A 21,452-nucleotide genomic window follows, 5' to 3' on the forward strand; every position below is an offset into this window, starting at 1 on the left:
ATTGGCCTGCTCAAACCAGCGTTGAAAAACCATGAATTCCCTCGCCACTCCCGTCGCATCCGGTTCCGCGCCAGCCAATCAAACACGCGGCCAACTGAACGGCATTCTGTTCGTCGCGCTGTTCGCCGCCGCCGTCACACAGCTGTCCGCGCTGCCATTCATCGCGAACCTGGGGCTGAGTCCGCTGATCGTCGGCATTGTCGCCGGAGCAATCTACGGCAATGCGCTGCGTGACGGCATGCCGGAAAGCTGGGCGTCAGGCATCAATTTCTCCGCTCGTAAACTCCTGCGTATTGCGGTGGGATTTTTCGGGCTGCGTGTGAGCCTGCAGGAAATCGCGCAAGTCGGGCTGCCGGGGCTGACGGTATCGGTGCTCGTGGTGGTGAGCACGCTCGCCATCGGCACGTGGGCGGGCATGAAGCTGATGAAACTCGACCGCGATACAGCGTTGCTGACCGCAGCCGGCAGCGCGATCTGCGGCGCCGCGGCCGTGCTCGCGTTCGAATCGACGCTGCAATCCGAGCCGCACAAAAGCGCGATGGCGGTCGGCAGCGTCGTGCTGTTCGGCACGCTTTCCATGTTCCTCTATCCGCTCGTCGTGCACCTCGGCTGGCTGCATCTGGATACATTGGGCGTTGGCCTGTTTTTCGGCGGTACGATCCACGAAGTGGCGCAGGTGGTGGGCGCGGCAAGCAACGTCAGCCCGGAAGCAACGCATATTGCGACCATCGTCAAAATGACGCGCGTAATGTTGCTCGTGCCGGTGCTGCTCGTGATCGGCATGTGGGTGAACCGCGCGCGCAACAACGGTCTGACTGACGATAGCGGCACCACTGGCACGAAAGGCAAGCTGGCGATTCCCTGGTTCGCGCTCGGGTTCCTCGCGCTCGTGATCGTGAATTCGCTGCACGTGCTGCCCGCCCCCGCCACCCACACGCTGAACACACTCGACACTTTCGCATTGACCATGGCGATGACCGCCTTGGGCATCGAAACGCGGATCGCGCAAATTCGTCAGGCCGGGCCGCGCGCGCTGATGACCGGCGCCATCGTTTATGCCTGGCTGATCGGGGGAGGACTCGCGATTACCTTTGGCGTCGAGCGCCTGCTCGGGTAACGTGGGCCCGTGGTGCCGCTTACAGGAACATGGAAGCCTCGCCGCGTGCGGGGCTTTTGCTTTTAAGCGACCTTACGAGCGCAACGGCACGCGTGTTGCTACCCTACTGTCTTTGGTTTCCCGCATTTTCCAGCCGTCAGATCGCGAGGATATTGCCGATGGCCTACGAACTTTATTACTGGGACGGTATTCAAGGCCGAGGCGAATTTGTCCGGCTTGCACTGGAAGACGCCGGCGCCGAATACATCGATGTTTCACGCGGCGCGAAGAAGGACGGACAAGGCACCGGCGCGATGATGAAGATCATCAACAGCAAGATCGAGCCGCACATTCCGTTCGCACCGCCGTTCCTGAAAGACGGTGAGCTGATCGTGCCGCACGTCGCGAACATCCTGCTGTATCTCGGACCGAAGCTGGGTCTCGCGCCGAAGGACGAAGGTCTTCGTTACGTCGCGCACGGCTTGCAACTGACCATCGCGGACATGGTGACCGAAGTACACGACACCCATCATCCGCTCGCGAGCGGTCTCTATTACGAAGACCAGAAAGACGCGGCGAAGCGTCGCGCGAAGGATTTCATCGAGAACCGGGTTCCGAAATTCATGGGTTATTTCGAACGTGTTCTCGCACAGAATCCGCAAGGCGATACGCAGATGATCGGCGACACGACCACCTACGTGGATTTGTCGATGTTTCAACTTGTGGGCGGCCTGCACTACGCATTTCCCCACGCGATGAAAAAATTCGGCATGTCCTATCCGCGCGTGGCCGCGCTGCATGACGCCGTGCTCGAACGGCCAAACATTGCGGCTTATGTGGACTCGGAACGACGGATTCCATTCAACGAATCCGGCATCTTCCGCCATTACCCCGAACTGGATCAGGATGCCTGAACCGGCCGGCTTATTTTGGATAACCAATCAAGCAAGGAGTATCAGATGGTTGAAACGATTCCCTCTTTCGGACTCGGTACGTTTCGCGTAGATGCGGAAAAAACCGCCAAGGCGGTCACGAGCGCGCTGCAACTCGGCTATCGACATATCGATACCGCGAAGTACTACAACAACGAAGAAGCCGTCGGCAAAGGCATACGCGATTCGGTCGTGCCGCGCGAAGATATCTGGATCACCACGAAGGTCTGGCACGACCAGTTGCGTCGTGATGACGTGGTGAAAAGTCTCGTCGACAGTCACAAGAAGCTGAACATCGGCACGATTGATCTTGCGCTGATTCACTGGCCGTCGCCGGATAGCGTGGTGCCGATCGCCGAATCTATCGCGGGCTTCCAGGACGCGCAGAAGCAGCAGTTGATCCGGTTTTTCGGCGTGTCGAACTTTACCGCGCCGTTGCTCGAAGAAGCGTTGAACGCGCCCGGCGGCAAGGGCATTGTGACGAATCAGTTCGAAATCAGCCCGTTCCTCGCGAACCGCAAGCTGGTCGAGGCAACGCAAAAACTCGGTGTGAAGGTGACCGCGTATATGCCGCTCGGCGAAGGCCGCGCGCATAAAGACCCGACGCTGATTGCCATCGCGAAGAAACATGGCGTGACACCGGCTCAGGTGACGTTTGCGTGGTTGCTGTCGCGCGATATCGTGGTGCTGTCGGCATCGACGAATCCGGAACACCAGGAACTGAACTGGGATTCGCAAAAGGTGAAGCTGGATGCCGACGATATCAAAAAGATCGATGCGCTCGACGAAGGACGGCGTAACGCCAAGCCGCCGTTTGCGCCGAAGTGGTGAGTTGGCGTTTTAACGTTAAAAATCCGGCCTCATGAAACAAGGCCGGATTTCTACATGCCGGGCAAGCTTCGGAACTCAACCCAATTCGGAACTCAACCCAAATGCGTACGCTTCTCGCGGGCGGGCGCGACATCGTTCGTTGAAAGCGCCTGGACTATTCCGCAGTCCGTCACCGATTCCTCCGTCGTGCATTGCCCTCGCAGCACGACCAGTTGTGACTTCAGTTGCATCAATTCCTCGATCCGCCGGTCGACGTGAAGAATGTGTTCATCGACGAGCGAATTGATCGAGCCGCACGGTTCGCCGGGGGCATCGGTTGCGCCAAGCAGATGGCGGATCTCGTCGTGCGTCATATCGAGCGCTCGGCAATTGCGGATAAACCGCAGGCGTTCCGCATGCGCTTCCGTGTAGTTCCGGTAATTCGAGTCTGTCCGCCTGGCTTGCGGCAACAACCCTTCCTTCTCGTAGAAGCGGATGGTTTCAGTCGTGCACTGCGCCATTTTCGCCAGTTCACCGATTCTCATTGCGTGGGCTCCCGGTCAACGCTTGACCTTGAAGTGACTTCAGGGCGTCTACTACATCATAGATCCCTTCTGGAAGCCACGATGTCCCCACGCAGCAATGCAGATAATACGGTCGATGTAATCCCGGTCCAGTCGCCGTGCTGCCACGGTCACGCTCATTCTTCCCAGCACAAGCATTCGCACAGTGAGAGTAAAACCGCCTCTCCCCAAAACCCGCTGAGCCGCGGCGAACGCACGGTTTTTCTTATCGCGCAGATGGATTGTCCGACGGAAGAAGCGTTGATACGCAAGAAGCTTTCCGCAATGCCTTCCGTGCACAGCGTGCAATTCAACCTGATGCAGCGTTTGTTGACGGTGGACCACTCGCCGCTGGAACGCGAGGCGGTTGCGCAAGCCATTCGTTCGCTGGGTTTCACCGCTGAGTTGCCGGAATCGAAGCAGGAAGGTGAAGCTGCAGTAGTCGCGAAGAATAACCCCGGCTGGCCGCTGGCACTGGCTTGCGCGGCGGCGGTCGCATCGGAAATTGTCAGCTTCGCCGGGTTTCCGGGCTGGATGGCGGCATCGCTTGCCGTGCTGGCTGTCGTCGCCGGTGGCCTTGGCACGTACAAAAAGGGCTGGGTCGCGATCCGCAACGGCAATCTCAACATCAACGCGCTGATGAGCATCGCCGTGACGGGCGCGCTGGTGCTTGGCCAGTGGCCGGAAGCGGCAATGGTCATGGTCTTGTTCAGCATTGCCGAACTGATCGAAGCGAAGTCGCTCGACCGCGCGCGCAATGCCGTCCAGAAGCTGATGCAACTCGCACCCGAGCGAGCTACCGTTCGACAACCTGACGGGGCGTGGGTGGACGTGGACGCAAAATCGGTATCGATAAACACTGTCGTGCGGATCAAGCCCGGCGAACGGATCGGACTCGATGGTGTCGTGATGACCGGCCGCTCGGCGGTCAATCAGGCACCTATCACGGGTGAAAGCCTGCCCGTCGACAAAGCGCCGGGTGACGCCGTGTTCGCGGGCACGATCAATGAGTCCGGGTCGATCGAGTATCGCGTGACGGCGGTCGCCGCCGATACCGCCCTCGCCCGCATCATTCACGCGGTGTCCGAAGCGCAAGGTTCGAAGGCGCCGACGCAACACTTCGTCGATGAGTTCGCGCGTGTCTATACGCCGGTCGTATTTGCGCTCGCAGTGGCCGTCGCGGTCTTGCCGCCGCTTTTGGCTAGCGGCGTCTGGCACGACTGGGTCTATAAAGCACTGGTGCTGCTGGTGATTGCCTGCCCGTGTGCGCTTGTGATCTCGACGCCCGTGACGATCGTCAGTGGCCTCACCGCCGCAGCCCGCAAGGGCATTCTGATCAAGGGCGGCTCGTATCTTGAAAGGGGCCGCAAGCTGACCTGGCTAGCCCTCGACAAGACCGGCACGATCACGCATGGAACGCCGGCGCAGACCTATTTCGAAGCCCTTGCCGATACAAACGCCGCCCGGTGCCGCCAGCTTGCGGCCAGTCTCGCCGGACGTTCGGATCATCCGGTGTCGCAAGCGCTCGCTCGCGCCGCTGATATCGACCACATCGTGCGGTTATCGGTCGATGACTTCGAAGCGTTGCCGGGACGCGGCGTGCAGGGGACAATCGACGGCAAACCTTACGCGCTCGGCAATCACCGCCTGGTCGAAGAGCTCGGGCGTTGTTCCGCCAGCCTGGAAGCGCGGCTCGACACACAGGAGCGCCAGGGAAAAACCGTCGTGCTGCTCATCGGCGAAGAAGGCGTGCTCGCACTGTTCGCCGTCGCGGACACAGTGAAGGAGACCAGCCGTGCGGCCATCGGCGACCTGCACGCCCTCGGCGTTCGCACCGTCATGCTGAGCGGCGACAATTCGCATACGGCGGCGGCGATCGCGACCGCCGTGGGTATCGATGAAGCCCGTGGCGATCAATTGCCCGACGACAAGCTCACCGCAGTAGCAACGCTCGCGGCAGATGGCGCCGTGGTCGGCATGGTCGGCGACGGCATCAACGACGCCCCCGCTCTCGCCCGCGCCGACATCGGTTTTGCCATGGGTGCGATGGGCGCCGATACCGCCATCGAAACCGCGGATGTCGCGCTGATGGACGACGACTTGCGCAAGATCCCGGCCTTCATCCGGCTATCGAAGGCGACTCACACGGTGCTGATACAGAACATCGTGCTGGCGCTGGGGATCAAGGCGGTATTTTTCGTGCTCGCGCTGACGGGTGCCGCAACCCTGTGGATGGCCGTCCTCGCCGACGTGGGCGCAAGCTTGGTTGTAGTCGCCAACGGACTCAGGTTATTACGACGATAACCCGCGTCCACGCGTGCATCGGAGCACGGCCCCGTGGCCACTCGCCGGTGATATCCTTCCCCCGCACCATTGGCCCCGACCCGCTCCGACATTCAAGCTCACGTGCTTTCATTCCTGCTCAAGCTGCGCACCCGGGCACAGCGCCGGTTCCGTTTCTCCGAAGCCCACACCATGCTCGTGTGGGCCGTGATTGTCGGCGTGGCCGGCGCGTTCGCAACCGCGCTGTTTCGCGATGGTATCGACGGATTGCAGCGGCTGTTCGGCGGTGCCAACGGTAACTTCGTCGAGATGGCGACGCGCCTTCCATGGCCCGTGCGGGTCGCATTGCCGGCCGCGGGCGGCCTGATCGCGGGCGTGTGCCTGCTGATCGCCCGGCGTCGAACGACCGCTCAGGCGCATGCCGACTACATGGAAGCCGTGACTATCGGCGACGGTGTCGTACCGGTCTCGCAAAGCCTGTGGCGCAGCATCTCGTCGCTGTTCACCATCGCGAGCGGCGGTTCCATCGGGCGCGAAGGCTCGATGGTGCAGCTCGCGGCGCTGAGCGCGTCGCTGATCGGCCGCTGGGTTCATTTCGATCCGCCACGCCTGCGCCTGCTCGTCGCTTGCGGCGCAGCCGCCGGGATCACCTCGGCGTACAACGCGCCGATCGCCGGCGCGTTCTTCGTCACCGAAATCGTGCTTGGCTCCATCGCGATGGAAAGCTTCGGGCCGATCGTGGTGTCCTCAGTGGTCGCGAACATCACGATGCGCGAATTCGCCGGCTACCGGCCGGCTTACGAAATGCCGGTGTTTCCGACCGTCACGGGCGTCGAGGTGCTGCTGTTTGTCCTGCTCGGCTTGATCTGCGGCGTGCTTGCGCCGTATTTCCTGCGCCTGCTGGCGGCATCGAAACAACGCTTCGCCAAGCTGCCCCTGCCCTTGCCAATGCGGCTCGGACTCGGCGGCTTGATCGTCGGCGTGATTTCCATCTGGTATCCCGAGGTCTGGGGCAACGGTTATGAAGTCGTCAACTCGATTCTGCATCACCCCTGGACCTGGGAAGCGCTGGCCGCGGTGCTGCTATTCAAGATCGTCGCGACCGCGGCGACCGCGGGTTCGGGTGCGGTCGGCGGGATTTTCACGCCGACGCTCTTCGTGGGCGCCGTGGTCGGTTGCCTGTTCGGGCTGGCGGCGCATGCGATCTGGCCGCACTCCACGTCCGCGCCGTTCGCCTACGCGATGGTCGGCATGGGCGCATTCCTCGCCGCCGCCACGCACGCGCCGTTGATGGCGATTCTGATGATCTTCGAAATGACGCTGAGTTATCAGGTCATGCTGCCGCTGATGCTCTCGTGCGTGGTGGCGTTTTTCATCGCGCGGGCGTCGGCGCAGACCTCGATGTACGAGGTCACGCTGCGGCGCAATCGCGACGAAAAGGAGCGCTTGCGGCTCGCCGCCACGCAGATGCGCGAACTCGTGAAACCCGCCGAGACGATCGTGCCACTCGATGCGGACGTGAAAACGATGACCCGCGTGTTCCTCGAGTATCCGGTGAAGTACCTCTACGTCGTCGATGCAGACGGCCAGTTTCGCGGCGTGGTTGCACTGAAGGACATCACGTCCGATCTGCTCGATGAAGGCAACACCGACATCAAATCCGCCGCGGATTATCTGCAACCTCATTTCGATGTGCTGACACCAGACATGTCGCTGGGTGAAGCGTTGCAGCATTTCCTGGCGTTTCAGGGCGAGCGTTTGCCGGTCGTCGATTGCGCAGCGCGGCCGGTGTTGCTCGGCGTGGTGTACAAAACATCGCTTCTCGATGCCTACTTCCGTTTAAATCCGGCATCGCGCTGAAATTGCGCAGAGCGTGCAAAATTGCGGCAGTGCCTGCCCGCCCGTGAAGCACGTGCTGAAAACCCGATTCGAGAATTGACTCGAAGAACTGCCGCCGGCGCCGCTTGAGACATAGCTCGACGGACACGCCGCATTCATCAGGTAAACCGCGGAAAGACTGCGGGTATCGATTGGCATGGCCTTTGCTCGATTCCCCGCTACTATTCTCTGTACTGTCCCGTATTCGTGCTGCTTTTGGACCGCTTGCGTACTGCTTGTGGACTCAGTGTCAGGAGGGTTGAGCGATGAAAACCTCAACGTCTTTATTGATGGTTTTGGTATCCGTGTCGTGTTACGCAGCGCCGATCCATACGGACGATGCAGCAATCGACGCCCGCCAGGCTGAAGCAATGCGCGTGGTGCTTGCCATGCGCGCCAATGCTGCGCCGGTGTCTCCGCCCGCGCCGGAAGTAAGGGCGCAGGACCTGGATCACGCGCGTTGGCTTCACGTGGCGTTGCCGAAATCGCGGACGCCCAGCCATGGGATGGCAAGCCAGGTGATACAAGTTCAGACGTGAGCAGGATCCATTAAAACGATCAAGGGCACCCATGACCGATACGCACGCAAACGCCAGCTTGAACGATGAACCGATCGACGATGAAATCGCGCAGGTCTTGCGGGATCTGAAATATCCGGCCAATAAGGATGGCATTGTCGATGCGGCGCGCGCTGCGGGTGTGAGCAACGACGTGATCGCTGTGTTCGATGGTTTGCCGGAGCAGGATTATGCGAGCGCGGATGCAGTGGAGCAGTTGCTCGGCAGTAACGGCGGATCGGGGATCGCAATCTGAAACGTAATACGTTCCAGGTTGTACGTTCTTTTTGTTCGCCCGAAACCCTCAAACCACATCAGCCCCGAACACCACGCGGCTAAAAAACTTTGCCAGTACGGCCTCGGACATTTCGTTGCCGCAAGCCTGCGGATCCGACGTATAAAAAAACTGCATTCCATCGATCAACGCCGTTAGCCCAAGCGCAAGCTGCTCCGCGGGCATGGGCAACGGTGTCCCCGCCCGCTCTGAAAACGCGACAATATACGCCGTCGTCGTCTGCAACAATTCCCGGATGAATGCATTGAATTGCGCGCGAAATTTCGCATCGCGACTCGACTGCAATTTCGCTTCGACCCAAAGCAAAAAACACTTGTTGTCGCGATAGCACTCGCTGTAATACTGCAACAGGCGGCTTTCCATGTCGGCCCGGCTCGCCTCACCATCGAAGATGGAATGCAGCCGGTTCATGATCCCGTCGTGATCGCGCTTGAGCAGTTCCAGAAACAACGCGGACTTGCTGCCGAAGTTCGAATAGAACGCCCCGCGCGTATAACCCGCCGACGCCGCAATGTCCTCGACACTCGCGGCAACAAACCCCTTCTTCATGAAAACAGCTTGTGCAGCGTCCAGCAAACGCTGACGCGTTTGATCACGGCTTTGCTCCCGCGTGAGGCGAATTCGTTTCATCGGTCGAGTTTAGCATCTCAAAATTGAATTATGATACGGCTTTGATTCCAGATTCATAGTTGTATTAGAATTCATCGCGTATTTGGCGGCGACGTACCGGGAAGCTTGGTGGCCTTGGCGGGCCAAGCTTTCGAACTGCGCGCCCCGAACCGCGCCATATCTTGAAAACGCGCAGCGACACGCCGTGTCGACGCTGCGCGCCGGCCGTGTCTGCAAATTCGTATTGCACGCACGGAAGCTTTTGCGTCGAGGTCACTCGTGAATCTGCAACTCTGTCGCCGCACGTTGCCATCGCTGTCGCTGCGATCGCGCTTAAAGTCGTTTGTATCGTTTATGTCATTGGGCGGGGCTTCCAGGCCGCCCGCTTCCTCTTCGGTTCGCCGTGCCCTTGCCTGGTCGCTCGGTGTCGTTGCCATCGTGGCGCTCACCGCGTGCAGCAAGAAGGAAGCGCCGCCCGTCGCGCTGCGTCCGGTGGTCGCCGTGGCGGCCAGCGCCGATGGGAAAGCCGCGCAGTCGTCGCTGCCCGCAACGATAGAAGCACGCTACTCGACGCCGCTGTCGTTTCGCGTAGGCGGGAAAATCATCGAGCGGCGCGTGCGTCTTGGCGACAGCGTGAAAGCCGGCGAGATCGTGGCGAAACTCGATCCCGCCGACAACGCCAAGAGCGCCGCGAGCGCGGCCGCGCAACTCTCCGCCGCGCAACATCAGCTCACTTATGCCGAGCAGCAACTCGTTCGCGATCGCGCCCAGGCGCAGGAAAACCTGATCGCACGCGCGCAACTCGAACAAACCGAGAACGCTTACGCAACGGCGCTCGCCCAACGCAATCAGGCACAAGAACAGGCCGCGTTGTCGGCCGATCAGTTGAAATACACCACGCTTGTTGCCGATAAAGCCGGTGTCATCACGGCGGAACAGGCTGACACGGGGCAGAACGTATCGGCGGGACAAGCAATCTATAACCTCGCGTGGAGTGGCGAGATCGACGTGGTGTCGGACGTGCCGGAAACCACGCTCGGATCGCTCACGGTCGGCCAGAAAGCGACCGTGACGATCGCTGCGCTAGGGGGCAAACAGTTCGCCGCACGGGTGCGCGAAGTGTCCCCCGCCGCCGACGCCCAGAGCCGCACGTATCGCATAAGGCTGACGCTCGAAGCGCCCACGCCGGAGGTCCGGCTCGGCATGACCGCCGACGTGGCGTTCGCGCAGGCATCGGCATCGAATGCATCGGCGCCATCCGGCGCATCCACGCAAGCGTTCACGCTGCCCTCCACCGCGCTTTTCCACGCGGACAAGCTGCCCGCCGTGTGGATCGTGAAAGCGGACGGGTCGCTTGAATTGCGGCGTGTGGAAGTGTCTCGATACGGCGAGCGGACCGTGACGGTTTCCCAAGGCATCACAGCCGGCGACCGCGTGGTATGGCAAGGCGTGCATACCGTTTCCGCCGGCGAGAAAGTTCGCGTGGTCGCGCCCCTGCATCCGGAAGATTTCGCGTCATGAGCGATCACGAACGGGATTCATCGGCAGCGGCAGCGGCGGCTGCTTCGGGCGACTATCGTCACGAGGAAGGCCGCTTTAACCTCTCGGCCTGGGCGCTTCGCCATCAGGCGCTAGTGGTCTTCCTGATCGCGATGGCGACCATTTTCGGCGTCCTCGCCTACACAAGGCTCGCGCAATCGGAAGATCCGCCGTTCACCTTCCGCGTGATGGTCATCCAGACCTTCTGGCCCGGCGCAACCGCGCGACAGGTGCAGGAACAGGTCACCGACAAGATCGCGAAAAAACTGCAGGAAACACCGGCTACCGACTTTCTGCGCAGCTATTCTCGCCCCGGCGAATCGCTGCTGTTCTTCACGATGAAGGACGGCGCGCCCGCGAAGGACGTGCCCGAAGAGTGGTATCAGGTCCGCAAGAAGGTCGGCGATATTGCCTACACGTTGCCCAAGGGCGTGCAAGGTCCGTACTTCAACGACGAGTTCGGCGACGTCTTCACGAACATCTACACACTGGAAGGCGACGGCTTTTCGCCGGTGCAACTCCACGATTACGCCGACTCGCTGCGCACAGTCTTGTTGCGCGTACCGGGTGTGGCGAAGGTCAATTATTTCGGCGATCAGGACGAGCGCGTCTACATCGAGATCGCGAACACCCAGCTCACGCGGCTCGGCATCTCGCCGCAGCAGATTGCTCAGGCTATCGATGGCCAGAATGCCGTTGCGCCCTCGGGCACGCTGACTACGCCCGATGACCGCGTGTTCGTGCGGCCAACCGGCCAGATCACTGACATGGCCGCACTCGCCAACACGCTGATCCGCGTGAACGGCAGGTCGTTTCGTCTTGGGGATATAGCAACGATCAAGCGCGGCTATCTCGATCCTGCAGTCACGCAGATGCGCTCGGCCGAGAAGCCGGTATTGGGTATTGACATAACGATGCAGCCGGGTCAGGACGTGGTGCAACTCGGCAAGGCGCTCGATGCGCAGGTGGCTCAGTTGCGCTCGCAACTCCCCGCTGGCCTTGTGCTCAACGAAGTGTCGAGCATGCCGCGTGCGGTATCGAAGTCGGTGGACGACTTCCTGGAAGCTGTCGCGGAAGCAGTCCTCATCGTGCTGATAGTGAGCCTGGTGTCGCTTGGCGTGCGTACCGGCATGGTGGTCGTGATCTCGATTCCGGTCGTGCTCGCCGTCACCGCCCTCTTCATGTATCTCTTCGATATCGGCCTGCACAAGGTCTCGCTCGGAACATTGATTCTCGCGCTGGGCTTGCTGGTCGACGACGCCATCATCGCTGTCGAGATGATGGCGGTGAAGCTGGAGCAAGGCTGGAATCGCTCGCGCGCCGCAGCCTACGCCTACACCAGCACCGCGTTCCCGATGCTCACCGGCACGCTGGTGACCGTGGCCGGTTTCCTGCCGATCGCGCTGGCCAAGTCCAGCACCGGCGAATACACGCGCTCGATCTTCGAGGTCTCGGCGATTGCGTTGATCGCGTCGTGGTTCGCCGCGGTCGTGCTGATTCCGCTGCTCGGCTACAAGCTCTTGCCCGAGCGCAAACGCGAGGCGCATCACGCGCCCGATCACGAACACGATATCTACGACACGAAGTTCTACACGCGTCTGCGCGGCTGGCTGACATGGTGCATTGAACGGCGTTTTGTCGTGCTCGGCATCACGCTGGTGTTGTTCGTCATCGCGTTGGCGGGCTTCACGCTCGTGCCGCAACAATTCTTCCCAAGTTCGGACCGCCCGGAACTGCTCGTCGATGTCCGCTTGCAAGAAGGCGCCTCATTCGAAGCTACGCTGCGCGAGACCAAGCGCCTGGAGAAAGTGCTGGAAGGACGCCCTGAGATCGACCACGTGGTGAACTTCGTCGGCTCGGGTGCGCCACGATTCTATCTGCCGCTCGACCAGCAGTTGCAGGTGCCGAACTTCGCGCAATTCGTGATTACGGCGAAGTCCGTCGAAGATCGCGAGAAGCTCGCGCGCTGGCTCGAACCCGTCCTGCGCGAGAAATTTTCGTCGATCCGCACGCGTTTATCGCGGCTCGAAAATGGTCCGCCGGTCGGCTATCCCGTGCAGTTTCGCGTGAGTGGCGACGACCTGCCGACGGTGCGCGGTATCGCCGAAAAAGTCTTCGCGGAAATGCGCGCCGACAGTGGCACGACCAATGTCCAATACGACTGGGACGAACCGTCGGAGCGTTCGGTGCGCTTCGAGATCGACCAGAAGAAGGCGCGTGAACTCGGTATCAGTTCGCAGGACGTATCGGATTTCCTCGCGATGCAACTGACCGGTTATACCGTCACGCAGTATCGTGAACACGACAAGCTGATCAGTGTCGACTTGCGCGCGCCGAAACGCGAACGCGTCGATCCGGCGAAGCTCGCCACGCTTGCCATGCCGACGCCGAACGGACCCGTGCCGCTCGGTACGATCGGGCATGTGGTGAACGATCTGGAATATGGCGTGGTCTGGGAACGCGACCGTCAGCCGACCATCACCGTGCAGTCGGACGTGAAGGCCGGCGCGCAAGGCATCGACGTGACGCACGCGATCGAGAAGAAACTCGCCACGTTGCGCGCGGGCTTGCCGGTGGGGTATCGGATCGAAGTGGGCGGCCCGGTTGAGGAAAGCGCGAAAGGCCAGTCGTCCATCAACGCGCAGATGCCGATCATGGCGATCGTCGTGCTGACGCTCCTGATGATCCAGTTGCAAAGCTTTGCGCGCGTGATGATGGTGGTGCTGACCGCGCCGCTCGGGATGATCGGCGTGGTACTGGCGCTGTTGCTGTTCAACAAGCCGTTCGGTTTTGTCGCCATGCTCGGCGTGATCGCCATGTTCGGGATCATCATGCGAAACTCGGTAATTCTCGTCGACCAGATCGAGCAGGACATTGCAGCGGGACATCCTCGCTTCGATGCCATCGTCGGCGCGACTGTGCGACGTTTCCGGCCAATCACGCTGACCGCCGCCGCTGCCGTGCTCGCGCTGATTCCGCTGTTGCGCAGCAACTTCTTCGGACCGATGGCAACCGCACTCATGGGCGGGATCACGAGTGCGACCGTGCTCACGCTGTTCTACTTGCCGGCGCTGTACGCGGTTTCGTTCAAGGTAAAACGCCACGAGCGCGCGGGGTTTGAAGAGCAAAATACGCCCGATGCCCGCAATGGAGGTCAGTCATGAAACGCTTTTCCCTGACTGCTCTTGGCTTCGCAGCCACCCTTTCCGCCCTTTCCGCCTGCTCGTTCGGCCCGGATGGAAAACCGCCCATGCTGCCCTCGGTGCCTCACTACGGCGCCAACGCGCAACCCGCGCGCACCGTGACGGCCGAAGGGGTATCGCAAAGTTTCGATGCCGGCGCGAAACCCGTGCCCGAGTGGTGGAAGCTGTATCGTTCGGAGCCGCTGAACGCGCTGGTCGACGAAGGCTTGCGCAACAGCCCGAGTCTCGCCGCCACCGATAAAACCCTCGCCGCCGCACGCGAACAATTACGAGCGCAAGTCGGTTCGTCGATGCTGCCCAGCGTCGACCTCGGCGGCCAAGCGGATCGTGAGCGCGCGATCGGCGTGCCGAACCTCGGTCCGCCGACGGTGCTCTACAACCTCTTCGTCGGCCAGATCCGAGCGCAATACACGTTCGATCTGTTCGGCGCATCGCGGCTCGCGGACCGGGCGCTGGCCGCGCAAGTGGACAGCCAGTCCTGGCAATTCGATGCGGCCCGCCGCGCGCTCGCCGCGAACATTGTCACGGGCGCGATCGGTGCCGCCTCGTTGGGCGCGCAAATCGATACGACCGAACGGCTGATCGTCCTCGCCGACGAAGACGCACGCGAAACGCAGTGCCGCTACGAACTCGGCTCGGCGTCACGTTCGGATGCGCTCAACGCGCAGTCGAGCGCCGCGGCGCTTGCCGCGTCGTTGCCGGGCTTGCGGGCTCAGTGGCTTGCAACGCGTCATGCGCTTGCCGTCATGCTCGGCCGTACGCCCGATCAGGCGCCGCCGGATCTCGATCTTGCGTCGCTCACCCTGCCGGCGAACGTGCCGGTTGTCGTGCCGTCGGAATTGCTTGCGAGCCGCCCGGACATTCAAGCCGCCGATTCCTTGCTCAAAGCCGCCGCCGCGCAGGTCGGCGTCGCGACGGCACAGATGTTCCCGAGCCTGACGCTGTCGGCGTCGATGGGGCAAGCGGGGTTTAGCTGGCCGACCGCTTTGTCCGGTGCGGGCGCGATCTGGGGTATCGGCGCGTCGCTGTCGCAGCCGCTGTTTCATGGCGGTGCGCTGCTCGCGCAAAAGCGCGCGGCGCAGGCAAGCTACGAAGCGGCCGTCGCGCAATACAAGCTGACGGTGCTGGCCGCGTTCCGCAACGTGGCGGATTCGCTCGCGGCGCTCGAGCAGGATAACCAGGCGCTCAACTTCGCCGATACCGCCAGCCGCACTTCAATGAGCGCATTCACGGATTCGGCGGCGCGTGCGCGGCTCGGGGCGATTCCGCCCTCGGCGGCACGTGCGAGCGAGCGTCAATACCGCAATGCGCGGCTGAGCGCGATCCGCTACGAAAGCGCGCGCCTGAGCGATACTGCGTCGCTGTTCCAGGCGATGGGTTCGCCGAACGGCGGTACCGCGAATGTCGCCGCGGCAGAGAAAACGGCTGCGACGGCGAAATAACCGCCACGCGTCCCCTCACCTCAAACGCAAAAATTTGAAGCAATCGTTGCAAGCAAAAAGGCCGTTCTAACGCAAGTTGGAACGGCCTTCTGTTTTGTGAGGACAACCGGTAGTTCGTGACAATAAAGCTGAGAACTGCCGCCCTTGTGGCGGAAGGCTCGCGTCGATCTAACTATCGCAGCATCTTGCTTTAAAGTTGCGAACGGCGTGGGTTCAATCTGCTCCATCTGCTTGCCTGAGACAATAAAGTTGAGAACAGGATACCGCAGGCTTGTGGCATGCGAACGGCTTGTGTCGAGTGGCTCTGATTGTCGCTTCGCGACCCTGAAGCGACGGTCGCCTTTATACGAAGCGGACGTTCGCGAGCCGCCCTCTCAAACTCGTTAAGCTACTTACAGACACGTATAGCGAAATGTCGCACCAACAATGGCGCTCAGTTTCCAACCATGTGTTGTGTATCGCTACGGCAACCCCAGCAGCTACCGGACCTAGCGTCAGGACCGTAAGAAAGAAGGGCGCGATACGCCACCAGTATTCGCGTGCGGATAACCGTTCGTCGATTGACTGAAGCTGTCCGCGCTCGGTCCTGGTAGCCTTTTGCGCATCTCCGCGATAACTTGGCAGAGTATTCTGACAAGCCACATATTGCGCTAAGCCGAAGTGGCGTGGGTTTTGACATCTGGGCCATAAGCTGCCTTTTCAAGGACCGAAGAATGCGCCGTCCGAACTGCAGCTTCAATTTCATAGCAGCCAGATAGTCAGCGCATTCGGTTCGCCCCAAAACCCGCTCAAAATCTTGCGAACAGCTGTTCAGATAACGCTGTTACCTGACTGCGAGAGTCGTTTCAGACGGAGGGCGCGCGGCCCGCCAGCGCCAGATAAGCGCCCAAGCTCAACATGACGATACCCGATGTGCGCGTAAGCAAACGAGCACGAGCCGCACGCGCGGTGCTCGATTTGAGCAATCGGGCAGCAGCGAACACGGCGATGACATCGACGAGCGTATTTAATACGACGCAGATACTCCCAAGCATCACCAGCTGCGCAATCAGTGGCTGGCCGGGTGCAGCGAACTGCGGCAGGAAAGCCAAAAAGAAAAGCGCCGTCTTCACATTCAGGGCCTCGACCAGGATTCCCTCGCAGAGCGCCCGGCGCGCGCCTTGTGACGCAACGCGTTCCACCGTGAGCGGCTGATCCTTGCGCAACAGCATGCGGATGCCGAGATAAACCAGATAAGCCGCACCGATGTACTTCACCAGACTGAAGAGCATTGCAGACCGGGCGATCAGCAAGGACAGCCCGAACGAAGCCGCGAGTACATGAAGCAGACCGCCCATCGCCGTGCCGAAGCACGAGGCCAGGCCCTCCGTGCGACCGCCGGCGACGGTACGAGCGACGACATAGGCAATCCCCGGGCCGGGCGTGATGGCAAGCACAGTGGCAGCGATCAGGAATGGAATTAGAGACATGATGTGCGGGTTATGGTTGTATTGATGCGATGGCGAGAGTGTAGATTTGAACGCTCGAATGAGCGCGCTACTCGGTATGTGCAGATGAGTGCCAGGGCCCCAGCGGATGCGCGATGCCGCCATCGCCATAGCAGCCGATCACCTTTGCGATGACGACCTGATAGCCCTTGAGCCAGCGCGCTTGCTGTTCCTTCGCCGCGAGGTGCTTCGGGTGATTCATCAGCGTCTTGAGCGCATCGAAGGTTTCCCAGTAGTACACGGTCGAGACAAGCCCGGTCGATGCGTTTTCCCACGTCTCTTCGCCGAGGTATCCGGGAATCGATTTGACGATAAGTGCGATCTCTCGGTCCAGCGCATGAAACGTTTCGTCGAGCGCGCCTGCTGCGAAAATGAAGGTGGCTGTGTAGATGGTTGCGTGTGCGGTTGACATGCTCGCTCGTGCCTTACCCTGCGTTGTGCATCGAACGCGCCATTTCGTTCTGGCCGCGCGCGTCGAGCGTATCGGCGGCAGTGTGCCGATCACGCGCGTCCTTGTTCTGACTGAGCTTCGACTTGCCCACCATCGACGTCACGGCAATCTCGATACCCACGATATTGCGCAGCAAGCTATCGATGAACTCGGGCGAAGAATCTCCCATTTTCCATGGCCTGGGTTCATTGGCCTCATGTCGGCGCGTTAGACGCGCGACCATGCCGCGTACGAAACGATCATCGTCGCGCACGGTGAGATTGCCGTAGGCATGCACCACCTCATAGTTCCACGTCGGAACCTGCCGATGCGCCTCATGCTTGCTCGGATACCAGTTCGGCGAGATATAGGCATCCGCCCCACGAAAGATCACCATGACTGGCGTACCCGTCGCACACCGCTGCCAGACGTCGTTTGCACGGGCAACATGGGCCGTCAGCAGACCGTGCTCCCCTTGAGCCGGATCGAATTCGAACGGAATGTGATTGGCGTCCAGCCCCGAGCGTGTATGCGTGACGAGCGTGCCGAGCGGATGCGCCCGGATGATGCGTTGCAATTCCTCGGCGCGGGTTTCGGCGAAGTGCGGTGGGATATACATCGTGCTTGCCTGATTCGATGTGATGTAAAAGTCACAACTGTCGCTCGAAACAGGCACAATGAGAAGATCCAGTTTTCGTCGATCTATGTGGACCAGTTTCTCATGTCGCCAGACCGGGATGCCTCTGGAACGGGGCGCCGCATTTACGAGCTCTTGCGCGCACAGATGGCCGACGGAACGCTTCAGGCGGGCGCACGGGTGCCCTCCACACGGGCGCTCGCGGCCGATCTGGGTGTATCGCGTACCACCGTCACGTCGGCTTATGAACAGCTCGCGGCCGAAGGTTTCATTGTCACCGCCGCGGGGCGAGCGGCGCGCGTCGCCAGTCCGCCGATTGCGCTCGCGGTTTCGAGTCCGCCTCGGTCTAACGGGTCCGCGCCTTCCCTTTCCGCATATGGTCGACGCGTGTCGGCGATTGCGACGCCGATACTGCCTCTCGCGGGAATGGGCCGCATCGACTTTCTGTATGGAGCACTGGCGGCTCGCGACTTTCCCGTATTGCTCTGGCGGCGTGCGTACCAGGCCGAACTGCTGCGCCAAAAGGATAGCCTCTACTACGTCGCGCCCGAAGGTGACGCGTCATTGCGGCGCGCACTTCAAAGCTATGTGCGACGCGCCCGCGGGCTCGTTTGCGATGCCGAACAGATTCTCGTCGTGAGCGGCACGCAGCAGGCCATCGACCTGTGCGCACGCCTGCTGCTCGATCCCGGCGATGCCGCTCTTTTCGAGGACCCGGGGTATCTCATCGCGCGCGATTGCTTCGAGGCCGCCGGAGTCCGGCTCTTGCCCGCCGCAGTCGATGAGCACGGTCTGGACACGCGGCGCTTGCCGCGCAATAGTCGCGCGCGTCTCGTGTACGTGACGCCTTCGCATCAGTTTCCGCTGGGCGGCGTATTACCCATCGGGCGACGCCTCGAACTGCTTCAGTGGGCGCAACGTCACGGCGCCTGGGTAATCGAGGACGACTACGACGGAGAGTTTCGCTACGGCCAGCGGCCGATCGACGCACTGCAGTCGATCGATTCCAATGGCCGCGTGATTTACGTCGGTACGTTTTCCAAAGCGCTGTCGCCGCACCTTCGACTTGGCTATCTGATCTTGCCCGTCGAACTGGTGCCGGTCTTCCGGCAGGCCAAGCGCCTGAGCGATCGTCACGCGCCGGTACTCGAACAGCGTGTGCTGGCCTCCCTAATCGACAGCGGCGCTTATGAGCGCCATGTGAGACGAGTACGGCGCGAGTACGAGCGCCGTCGTGCCTCGCTGCTCGATGCCATCGCACATCACTTGCCTGCCGGGGCTCAGGTCACCGGCACCGCAGCCGGACTGCATGTGTTGTTGTGGTTGCCGTTCCTGCGCTGGGAGGACGAGCGCGCGCTGGTGGCCGCCGCTAATGACCGTGGCGTGGGCGTCTACCCCGTGTCGCCGCTGTTTGCCGAGACGCGGCCTTCCGCTCAGAGTCGAGCCGCGGGGTTGATCCTCGGCTACGCCAGTCTGACGGTCGATGAGATTCAGAAAGGAATCAGGATGCTGGCCGCGGCGATTGCAGAATTTCGTTCGAAGCGCGCCGATCCGTGACGTGATCCAGTCGCGATGCGAGCTTTTAGTCACACAACTACCGTACCGAACGGACGGTTCGACATTGGGTGGCGGGTCCGATCAGTTTACCGGTCATCGAGTGAACAATCTTGCGACAGGAAGCATTGGTCGCGTGCTGCCGACAGGTAATCGCCGGCCAGATTCAGTCGCAGGAAGAAGATTCACAGCCGTCCGTTCCTGAGCGGCCACGGGACGACCTCCATTGTTGATTTTGACCATCTCGATGACTGCGATGGCCGACATTCATGCTGCGCCGTTGCCTTTCGGACACATGGGTTCGTCGAAGGTGACGTGGCAAGCCATGACGGGCGTAGGTTATGCCATGAAATTGGCAGATGTCAGTCTCGCGTATCGCTACCTGGCGTTCCACGGGTCCAACGATCAACTCATGCAGACCGTTCGCATGAGCGGCCCAAGCCTGGGCGCAACCGTCCGGTTTTAATCGGCCAGCCAGTTCAGTTGGCGACTTCTACCCGATTGCGTCCGTCACGCTTCGCCCGATACAAAGCGAGATCGGCGGCTTCGATCAACTGTTTAACCTCTTCGCTTGGTTGTGGCACCTGCATGACGCCGCCTACGCTGATCGTCACCCGTTCGCTGGCTGAACCCGTGTGTGGCACCGCAAGTGCCTCGACCGCCATGCGGATCTTTTCGCCGAGCAGACGCAAGCCGCCCGCCGACGTGGACGGCAGCACCACTGCGAACTCCTCGCCGCCGAAACGCGCGGCGAGATCGGCGGGACGGTTCAGGCTCGATTCAATCGCGCGCGCGACGAGCTTCAGCACGTCGTCGCCGGCGACGTGGCCGTAGGTGTCGTTGTACGACTTGAAGTTGTCCACATCGATCATCAGGAAGCCGAGCGGCGACTGCTCTCGTGCAGCGCGTTTCCACTCGGCGTTCATGTAGTCGTCGAGGCAGCGACGGTTCGATAAACCCGTCAACCCGTCCGAATTCGTCAGGCGCTGCAGCTCCAGATTGGTTTCGAGCAGTTTCTGCTGCGACTGCCGCAATGCGCGGTACGCCTCGTCACGCTGCAGCAAGTTCAGATACGAGCGCGAGTGATAGCGAATCCGCGCGATCAATTCGATGCTGTCCGGTAACTTCACCAGATAGTCGTTAGCGCCCGCGGCAAACGCTGCGCTCTTGATGCGCGGCTCTTCCTTCGTCGACAACACGATGATCGGAATATCCCGCGTCGACTCGTGCTCACGGTATTGGCGCACCAGCGTCAGCCCGTCCACACCGGGCATGACCAGATCCTGCAGGATCACGGTCGGCCGCGTGGTCTGGGCAACCCGCAATGCGTCCTCGGGATTCGCACAGTAGTGGAAATCCAGCCGCGGCTGATCCACCAGCGCGCGGCGCACCGCTTCAGCCACGATCGTCTGATCGTCGACGAGCAGCACCATGACTGGGCTCTCGGCTGCACTGGGCGCGTTCAGCGCATCGGCAAGCAGGTCGGCGGCCGAACGCTCCTCGGCGGCAGTATCGAGAGGATCGGCCGGGCTTTCCGGATTGGCCTGAGCGCGCCGTGCGCGCTCGGCCAGCGGATCTGCATTTCGATGTTCCATGACTGAATCCTGTTCTGTGTCGAGTTCGAGCGCCTCATTTGCGCGACGATGCAAATACCTTCTGCAAGGCATTCGCGATGTTCGGGAGCGGCAGGATAGCCACCGCCGCATTCAGCGCGGCGGCCGCTTTCGGCATGCCATAAACGGCGCATGTCGCTTCGTCCTGCGCGATCGTGTAATACCCCTTGGCGCGCATGGCGGCGAGGCCGGCTGCGCCGTCGCGGCCCATGCCGGTCAGCAGCACGCCGACGGCATTACCGCTCCAGCGCGCGACCACGCTCTGGAAAAATACGTCGATGGACGGCCGGTATGGTGTCGCCAGCGGCTCTTTCGTGTAGGCGAGCCGATTGCCGCCGCCGGAGAAATGCAGGTGATCGTTGGTCGCGGCGAGCAGCACGCAGCCAGGTTCTGGCCGGTCGCCCTCGCGAGCCACGCGCACCGGCAGCGCCGACTGTTCGTTGAGCCAGTCGGCCATGCCGAGCGCAAACGCCTGATCCACGTGCTGGACGATCACCGTGGCCGGCGCGAAGTCAGCCGGCAGT

General features: G+C 61.4%; 19 protein-coding genes. 12 read left to right on the forward strand and 7 right to left on the reverse strand.

Annotated features, from left to right (window positions below; translation table 11 throughout):
* Positions 1–31: 31 nt before the first annotated feature.
* The 3 genes from EOS_RS38905 to EOS_RS38915 all read left to right on the forward strand — a co-directional run bounded on the left by EOS_RS38905 (position 32) and on the right by EOS_RS38915 (position 2,859).
* Positions 32–1,117: a YeiH family protein gene (locus tag EOS_RS38905; protein WP_047897556.1), complete on the forward strand. Its 1,086-nt coding sequence runs from the start codon at positions 32–34 to the stop codon at positions 1,115–1,117.
* Positions 1,118–1,275: 158 nt separating this feature from the next.
* Positions 1,276–2,010: a glutathione S-transferase gene (locus EOS_RS38910; RefSeq protein ID WP_047897557.1), complete on the forward strand. Its 735-nt coding sequence runs from the start codon at positions 1,276–1,278 to the stop codon at positions 2,008–2,010.
* Positions 2,011–2,055: 45 nt separating this feature from the next.
* Positions 2,056–2,859 carry an aldo/keto reductase gene (locus EOS_RS38915; RefSeq protein WP_047897558.1) on the forward strand — a complete coding sequence of 268 codons (804 nt, stop codon included), beginning with the start codon at positions 2,056–2,058 and terminating at the stop codon, positions 2,857–2,859.
* Positions 2,860–2,951: 92 nt separating this feature from the next.
* On the opposite strand, the gene cadR is transcribed toward EOS_RS38915, so the two are convergent.
* The gene (cadR, locus tag EOS_RS38920) at positions 2,952–3,383 is read right to left on the reverse strand and encodes a Cd(II)/Pb(II)-responsive transcriptional regulator (RefSeq protein WP_047897559.1); all 432 of its coding nucleotides are present in this window, start codon (positions 3,381–3,383) and stop codon (positions 2,952–2,954) included.
* A gap of 120 nt (positions 3,384–3,503) precedes the next feature.
* Between cadR and EOS_RS38925 the strand changes: the two genes are divergently transcribed.
* From EOS_RS38925 to EOS_RS38940, 4 genes are all read left to right on the forward strand, one after another.
* Complete coding sequence (locus EOS_RS38925) at positions 3,504–5,705, forward strand: heavy metal translocating P-type ATPase (RefSeq protein ID WP_407639224.1); 2,202 nt, start codon at positions 3,504–3,506, stop codon at positions 5,703–5,705.
* Between the two features lie 102 nt (positions 5,706–5,807).
* Positions 5,808–7,544 (forward strand): ClcB-like voltage-gated chloride channel protein, encoded by a 1,737-nt coding sequence (locus EOS_RS38930; protein ID WP_047897561.1) that lies wholly within the window; start codon positions 5,808–5,810, stop codon positions 7,542–7,544.
* Positions 7,545–7,828: 284 nt separating this feature from the next.
* Positions 7,829–8,101: a hypothetical protein gene (locus EOS_RS38935; protein ID WP_047897562.1), complete on the forward strand. Its 273-nt coding sequence runs from the start codon at positions 7,829–7,831 to the stop codon at positions 8,099–8,101.
* A gap of 31 nt (positions 8,102–8,132) precedes the next feature.
* Entirely contained in the window at positions 8,133–8,375 is a 243-nt protein-coding gene (locus EOS_RS38940) for a DUF2795 domain-containing protein (protein WP_047897563.1), read from the forward strand.
* A gap of 48 nt (positions 8,376–8,423) precedes the next feature.
* Here the strand turns inward: EOS_RS38940 and EOS_RS38945 are convergent, their stop codons facing one another.
* The gene (locus EOS_RS38945; RefSeq protein ID WP_047897564.1) at positions 8,424–9,044 is read right to left on the reverse strand and encodes a TetR/AcrR family transcriptional regulator; all 621 of its coding nucleotides are present in this window, start codon (positions 9,042–9,044) and stop codon (positions 8,424–8,426) included.
* A gap of 333 nt (positions 9,045–9,377) precedes the next feature.
* On the opposite strand from EOS_RS38945, the gene EOS_RS38950 reads away from it, so the two are divergent.
* From EOS_RS38950 to EOS_RS38960, 3 genes are read left to right on the forward strand one after another with little or no spacing between them, the layout of a single operon-like run.
* Positions 9,378–10,544: an efflux RND transporter periplasmic adaptor subunit gene (locus EOS_RS38950; protein WP_047897573.1), complete on the forward strand. Its 1,167-nt coding sequence runs from the start codon at positions 9,378–9,380 to the stop codon at positions 10,542–10,544.
* The gene (locus EOS_RS38955) at positions 10,541–13,726 is read left to right on the forward strand and encodes an efflux RND transporter permease subunit (protein ID WP_047897565.1); all 3,186 of its coding nucleotides are present in this window, start codon (positions 10,541–10,543) and stop codon (positions 13,724–13,726) included. Before EOS_RS38950 ends, EOS_RS38955 begins: the two co-directional genes overlap by 4 nt.
* Positions 13,723–15,207: an efflux transporter outer membrane subunit gene (locus EOS_RS38960; RefSeq protein WP_047897566.1), complete on the forward strand. Its 1,485-nt coding sequence runs from the start codon at positions 13,723–13,725 to the stop codon at positions 15,205–15,207. The genes EOS_RS38955 and EOS_RS38960 overlap by 4 nt, the downstream gene beginning before the upstream one ends.
* Positions 15,208–16,052: 845 nt before the next feature.
* Here EOS_RS38960 and EOS_RS38965 read toward each other — a convergent pair.
* The 3 genes from EOS_RS38965 to EOS_RS38975 all read right to left on the reverse strand — a co-directional run bounded on the left by EOS_RS38965 (position 16,053) and on the right by EOS_RS38975 (position 17,743).
* Positions 16,053–16,676 carry a LysE family translocator gene (locus EOS_RS38965; protein WP_082163686.1) on the reverse strand — a complete coding sequence of 208 codons (624 nt, stop codon included), beginning with the start codon at positions 16,674–16,676 and terminating at the stop codon, positions 16,053–16,055.
* Positions 16,677–16,743: 67 nt separating this feature from the next.
* Positions 16,744–17,085, reverse strand: coding sequence for an antibiotic biosynthesis monooxygenase family protein (locus EOS_RS38970; protein ID WP_047897575.1), 342 nt, complete (start codon positions 17,083–17,085; stop codon positions 16,744–16,746).
* Between the two features lie 34 nt (positions 17,086–17,119).
* Positions 17,120–17,743, reverse strand: coding sequence for an FMN-binding negative transcriptional regulator (locus EOS_RS38975; RefSeq protein ID WP_047897567.1), 624 nt, complete (start codon positions 17,741–17,743; stop codon positions 17,120–17,122).
* A gap of 102 nt (positions 17,744–17,845) precedes the next feature.
* Here EOS_RS38975 and pdxR point away from each other — a divergent pair, with 102 nt between their 5' ends.
* Both pdxR and EOS_RS38985 read left to right on the forward strand, forming a co-directional pair.
* A complete protein-coding gene (gene pdxR / locus EOS_RS38980) occupies positions 17,846–19,318 on the forward strand; it encodes a MocR-like pyridoxine biosynthesis transcription factor PdxR (RefSeq protein ID WP_047897576.1) in 1,473 nt (490 codons plus the stop codon).
* A gap of 253 nt (positions 19,319–19,571) precedes the next feature.
* Positions 19,572–19,781, forward strand: a complete 210-nt coding sequence (locus EOS_RS38985; RefSeq protein WP_152693259.1) for a hypothetical protein — start codon at positions 19,572–19,574, stop codon at positions 19,779–19,781.
* A 13-nt stretch (positions 19,782–19,794) separates the two neighbouring features.
* Here the strand turns inward: EOS_RS38985 and EOS_RS38990 are convergent, their stop codons facing one another.
* Both EOS_RS38990 and EOS_RS38995 read right to left on the reverse strand, forming a co-directional pair.
* On the reverse strand, positions 19,795–20,910 hold the full coding sequence (locus EOS_RS38990; protein WP_047897569.1) for a diguanylate cyclase: 1,116 nt from the start codon (positions 20,908–20,910) through the stop codon (positions 19,795–19,797).
* Positions 20,911–20,944: 34 nt separating this feature from the next.
* A partial coding sequence (locus EOS_RS38995; RefSeq protein ID WP_047897570.1) for a chemotaxis protein CheB occupies positions 20,945–21,452 on the reverse strand: 508 nt, incomplete at its 5' end.

Source organism: Caballeronia mineralivorans PML1(12) (genome assembly GCF_001028175.1).
In the GTDB taxonomy this organism is placed as follows: Bacteria; Pseudomonadota; Gammaproteobacteria; order Burkholderiales; family Burkholderiaceae; genus Caballeronia; species Caballeronia mineralivorans.

Coding starts and splice junctions, on each gene's coding strand:
- EOS_RS38905 (WP_047897556.1), top strand. CDS start 32: ATGAATTCCCTCGCCACTCCCGTCGCATCCGGTTCCGCGCCAGCCAAT.
- EOS_RS38910 (WP_047897557.1), top strand. CDS start 1,276: ATGGCCTACGAACTTTATTACTGGGACGGTATTCAAGGCCGAGGCGAA.
- EOS_RS38915 (WP_047897558.1), top strand. CDS start 2,056: ATGGTTGAAACGATTCCCTCTTTCGGACTCGGTACGTTTCGCGTAGAT.
- cadR (WP_047897559.1), bottom strand. CDS start 3,383: ATGAGAATCGGTGAACTGGCGAAAATGGCGCAGTGCACGACTGAAACC.
- EOS_RS38935 (WP_047897562.1), top strand. CDS start 7,829: ATGAAAACCTCAACGTCTTTATTGATGGTTTTGGTATCCGTGTCGTGT.
- EOS_RS38940 (WP_047897563.1), top strand. CDS start 8,133: ATGACCGATACGCACGCAAACGCCAGCTTGAACGATGAACCGATCGAC.
- EOS_RS38945 (WP_047897564.1), bottom strand. CDS start 9,044: ATGAAACGAATTCGCCTCACGCGGGAGCAAAGCCGTGATCAAACGCGT.
- EOS_RS38950 (WP_047897573.1), top strand. CDS start 9,378: ATGTCATTGGGCGGGGCTTCCAGGCCGCCCGCTTCCTCTTCGGTTCGC.
- EOS_RS38955 (WP_047897565.1), top strand. CDS start 10,541: ATGAGCGATCACGAACGGGATTCATCGGCAGCGGCAGCGGCGGCTGCT.
- EOS_RS38960 (WP_047897566.1), top strand. CDS start 13,723: ATGAAACGCTTTTCCCTGACTGCTCTTGGCTTCGCAGCCACCCTTTCC.
- EOS_RS38965 (WP_082163686.1), bottom strand. CDS start 16,676: ATGTCTCTAATTCCATTCCTGATCGCTGCCACTGTGCTTGCCATCACG.
- EOS_RS38975 (WP_047897567.1), bottom strand. CDS start 17,743: ATGTATATCCCACCGCACTTCGCCGAAACCCGCGCCGAGGAATTGCAA.
- pdxR (WP_047897576.1), top strand. CDS start 17,846: ATGTCGCCAGACCGGGATGCCTCTGGAACGGGGCGCCGCATTTACGAG.
- EOS_RS38985 (WP_152693259.1), top strand. CDS start 19,572: ATGGCCGACATTCATGCTGCGCCGTTGCCTTTCGGACACATGGGTTCG.
- EOS_RS38990 (WP_047897569.1), bottom strand. CDS start 20,910: ATGGAACATCGAAATGCAGATCCGCTGGCCGAGCGCGCACGGCGCGCT.